The sequence below is a fragment of the Microcystis sp. LE19-84.1B genome (genome assembly GCF_027531875.1).
Lineage (GTDB): Bacteria > Cyanobacteriota > Cyanobacteriia > Cyanobacteriales > Microcystaceae > Microcystis > Microcystis panniformis.
The window spans coordinates 1-5,081 of sequence record NZ_JAPZSR010000306.1; the positions used below are offsets into that span (position 1 = coordinate 1).

1 protein-coding gene and 1 pseudogene are annotated in these 5,081 nt (G+C 50.8%); both read left to right on the top strand.

What is annotated here, in order from left to right; all coding sequences use genetic code 11:
• A pseudogene (locus O9324_RS17335) lies at positions 1 to 412 on the top strand (hypothetical protein); the annotation flags it as partial.
• 431 nt (positions 413 to 843) lie between these two features.
• Positions 844 to 5,081: ELWxxDGT repeat protein (locus tag O9324_RS17340; RefSeq protein WP_288140837.1), on the top strand; the 4,238-nt coding region annotated here is incomplete at its 3' end.

The following is a 5,081-nucleotide window of genomic DNA, read 5'->3' on the forward strand; positions in this document are numbered from 1 at the left end:
GTTCGAGAGGGAACAGATAATTAAACTGTTTGAAATCATCGACAATATGATGACTTTATCCCCTGAATTGCAGTCAAGTTTAGAGAGTAAAATTAAACAATTTGAGGAGGAAAGAACCATGCCTTTAGTAAGTAATATGGAGTTACGAGGAATAGAACGCGGTAGGGAAATCGGTAAGGAAATTGGTAAGGAAATTGGTAAGGAAATTGGTAAGGAAATTGGAGCGTTAGAAAAAAGCCGCGATGCCATAAAAACAGTTTTAACTGTGCGGTTTGGACAAATTTCTTCAGAAATTGAAGAGATAATCGGCAAAATGACTAATCCTACTATCTTAGAAGAGCTACTAAAATTAGCAGCTACCGCTCATTCTCTCGCAGAATTTAAGCAGTCTTTGGCAAAAATCAACATCTAGAAACCGGGTTTCTTTGAGAAACTCTTTGAGAAACCGGGTTTCTTTGAGAACCTATTTAGAAACCGGGTTTCTTTGAGAAACCCGGTTTCTTGTCATTGAGAAACCCGTTTTCTTGTATAAATGTTAATTTTTGTTATAGAAACCTTGAAAGATTTGGGATTCTTTGCGTAAAATAGCCGCAGTAATCTTTCTAGGTCAGCGTCATGACTTCTATTAATACCCACTGAAACCATAATAAATCATAAGCAAAAATCAATGTTAATAATCGATTCTAATCTATACCAGAGATGAACGTGGGTTGGCTTAAGTACCTAAGCAAAATTAATTACACAAATCTAACCCCCCCTTGCCTCTTGCCTTTCTTCACTAGGAAATTTATTCTGCACGACTACCTAATTGTTTAATTTTCACCCTTTATTCAGGAAAAAGTCATGTCAACTCCTTTTTTAGTTAAAGATATCAACCCCGGTTCCTTTGGCTCCTTCCTCGGCTATCTGACGGCGCTGGGCAATACTCTGTACTTCCAGGCCTATGACAGCGTTAACGGTACTGAATTGTGGAAAAGCGACGGCACGGCGGCTGGTACAGTTCTGGTCAAAGATATTGTTCCCAGTTTCTCTGGTTCCTTCCCCCGCTATCTAACGGCAGTAGGCAGTACCCTGTTCTTCACTGCTGATGACGGCGTTAACGGTACTGAATTTTGGAAACGCGACGGCACGGCGGCGGGTACAGGTCTGGTCAAGGATATCAGCCCCCGCTATCTGACGGCAGTGGGCAGTACCCTGTACTTCCGGGCCTTTGACAGCGTGAACGGTGAGGAATTATGGAAAAGCGACGGCACGGCGGCCGGTACGGTTCTGGTCAAAGATATCCGCCCCGGTTTCTCTAGCTCTTACCCCCGCAATCTAACGGCGCTGGGCAATACCCTGTTCTTCACTGCTTTTGATGTGAACGGTACTCAATTGTGGAAAAGCGACGGCACGGCGGCCGGTACGGTTTTGGTCAAGAACATCGGCCCCGGTAGCTCCAACCCCTTCAATCTAACGGCAGTGGGCAACACCCTTACCCTGTACTTCACTGCCGATGACGGCGTGAACGGTACTGAATTATGGAAAAGCGACGGCACGGCCGCTGGTACGATTCTGGTCAGAGATATCCGCGCAGGTTCCTCTAGCTCCAACCTGGAAAATCTGACGGCAGTGGGCAGCACCCTGTTCTTCACCGTCGATGACGGCGTTAACGGTTGGGAATTGTGGAAAAGCGACGGCACGGCGGCCGGTACGGTTCTGGTCAGAGATATCCGCGCCGGTTCCTCTAGCTCCAACCCCAACCGTCTGACAGCAGTAGGCAACACCCTGTTCTTCACCGCCGATGACGGCGTGAACGGTGCTGAATTGTGGAAAAGCGACGGCACGGCGGCCGGTACGGTTCTGGTGGGCGACATCCGCCCCGGTGCCTCTAGCTCCTACCCCCTCAATCTAAGGGTAGTGGGCAGCACCCTGTTCTTCACTGCCGATAACGGCGTTAACGGTGAGGAATTGTGGGCCTTAAATGTGGGTGGTCCCACAGTTCCCACCCTCGCTATTGCCGCCACCAATGCCAATCAAACCGAGGGCAACAGTGGCAGTAAAGCTTTCACCTTCACCGTCACTCGTTCGGTTATCACCACGGGAACCAATAACGTTGACTGGGCAGTTATCAGCAGCGGCAGCAATGCCGCCAATGCCACGGATTTTGTCGGGGGATTGTTCCCGTCAGGAACCGTGAGTTTTGCCCCGGGAGAAACCAGTAAAGTGATTACCGTTAACGTTCTGGGAGATACCACATTTGAACCGAACGAAAACTTTACCGTCATCCTCTCCAATCCCACCAACGGCGCTAACATTACCACCGCTACTGCCACGGGAACCATCAATAATGATGATGTAGCAATCCCCATCCTCACCATTGCCGCCACCAATGCCAGTCAAACCGAGGGCAACAGTGGCAGCAAAGCCTTTACCTTCACCGTCACTCGTGCGGATAACACCACCGGAAGCAATAACGTCAGTTGGGCAGTTACCGGCACCGGCACTTTTCCCGCTAACGCTGCCGATTTTGTCGGGGGAGTGTTACCCAGTGGGGTAGTGAGTTTTGCCCCGGGAGAAAGCAGTAAGGTGATTACCGTTAATGTTCTGGGAGATACAACGATAGAACCGAACGAAAACTTTACCGTCACCCTCTCCAATCCCACCAACGGAGCTACTCTCGGCACTCCATCTACGGCAACCGCGACCATTATTGACGAGGACTCCGTTCCTTTTTTAGTTAAAGATATCTACCCCGGTTCCTTTGGTCCCTACCCCGGCAATCTGACGGCCCGGGGCAATACCCTGTTCTTCACTGCCTATGACAGCGTTAACGGTGAGGAATTGTGGAGGAGCGACGGCACAGCGGCCGGTACAGTTGCGGTCGCCGACATCAACCCGGGTGACTATGGCTCCTACCCAAGCAATCTGACGGTGGTGGGCAGTACCCTGTTCTTCCAGGCCTTTGACAGCGTGAACGGTACTGAATTGTGGAAAAGCGACGGCACGGCGGCCGGCACGGTTCTGGTTAAAGATATCCGCCCCGGTGACTCTAGCTCCTTCCTCGACAATCTGACGGCACTGGGCAATACCCTGTTCTTCACTAACGCTGGATTGTGGAAAAGCGACGGCACGGCGGCCGGTACGGTTTTGGTCAAGAATATCTTCCCCGACAATCTAACGGCGGTGGGCAGTACCCTGTTCTTCAGTGCCAGCGGCGTTAGCGGTAATGAATTATGGAAAAGCGACGGCACGGCGGCCGGTACGGTTCTGGTCAAGAATATCCGCCCCAGTTCCTCTAGCTCCGACCCCCGCAATCTGACGGCAGTAGGCAATACCCTCTTTTTCACTGCCAATAACGGCGCGAACGGTCGGGAATTGTGGAAAAGCGACGGCACGGCGGCCGGTACGGTTCTGGTGTCCGACATCGGCCCCGGTTTCTCTAGCTCTTACCCCCGCTATCTAACGGCAGTAGGCAATACCCTCTTTTTCACTGCCGATAACGACGTTAACGGTGAGGAATTGTGGAAAAGCGACGGCACGGCGGCCGGTACAGTTCTGGTCAAAGATATCCGCCCCGGTTCCTTTAGTAGCTCCAACCCCCGCAATCTGACGGCAGTGGGCAACACCCTGTTCTTCACTGCCGGTGACAATGTGAACGGTCGGGAATTATGGAAAAGCGACGGCACGGCGGCCGGTACGGTTCTGGTGGCCGACATCATCCCCGGTGCCTCTGGCTTCGGCCCCAGCAATCTAACGGTAGTGGGCAATACTCTGTTCTTCACTGCCGATGACGGCGTGAACGGTACTGAATTGTGGAAAAGCGACGGCACGGAGGCGGGTACGATTCTGGTAGGCGATATCCGTCCCGGTTCCTCTAGTTCCGACCCCCAAAACCTGAGAGTAGTGGGCAGCACCCTGTTCTTCACTGCCGATAACGGCGTGAACGGTCGGGAGTTGTGGGCCGTGAGTACCCCTGCCATCCCCACCCTCGCCATTGCCGCCACCAGTGCCAGTCAAACCGAGGGCAACAGTGGCAGTAAAGCCTTTACCTTCACCGTCACTCGTTCGGTTAATACCACCGGAACCAATAACGTTAACTGGGCAGTTACTGGTACAGGAACCAATCCTGCTAATGCCACTGATTTTGTTGGGGGAGTATTACCCAGTGGAGTAGTAAGTTTTGCCGCCGGGGAAACCTCAAAAGTAATTACTGTTAACGTTCAGGGAGATACAACAGTAGAACCGGACGAAAACTTTACCGTCACCCTCTCCACTCCCACCAACGGCGCTACTATTACCACCGCTACTGCCACCGGAACCATCCAAAATGATGATGTAGCAGTTCCCACCCTCGCTATTGCCGCCACCAGTGCCAGTCAAACCGAGGGCAACAGTGGCAGTAAAGCCTTCACCTTCACCGTCACTCGTGCGGTTAATACCACGGGAACCAATAACGTTAACTGGGCAGTTACTGGTACAGGAACCAATCCTGCTAATGCCACGGATTTTGTTGGGGGAGTATTACCCAGTGGAGTAGTAAGTTTTGCCGCCGGGGAAACCAGTAAAGTGATTACTGTTAACGTTCAAGGGGATACAACAGTAGAACCAGACGAAAACTTTACCGTCACCCTCTCCAATGCCACCAACGGCGCTACTATTACCACTGCTACTGCCACCGGAACTATTCAAAATGATGATAGCAGTGTCACCTCAATCGAAGCTTTCGGTAACACCAAATTAGTCAAAGACACCACTAATAACCTCTATGCTCAAATTGGTAATAATAACCCCATCGCCATTAAAAATGGGGGGACTCAGATTACCACAAATATCTATCCAGGTTGGCAAACCTTAGCAGCAGAAACCGTCAATGGAGTCAATCAAGTTTTATGGAAAAATAACGATGGTAATTATCTGCATCTGTGGAGTTTAGATAGTAACTGGAATTGGCAATCTTCCACTGGAGGGTGGGGATTAAACTCCCCGGAAGCTTTCACCCAAGAAACCAATTTCCAACAAGACTTTAACGGTGATGGAATCATCGGTCAACCCTACACCCCAATCGAAGCTTTCGGTAACACCAAATTAGTCCAAGACGC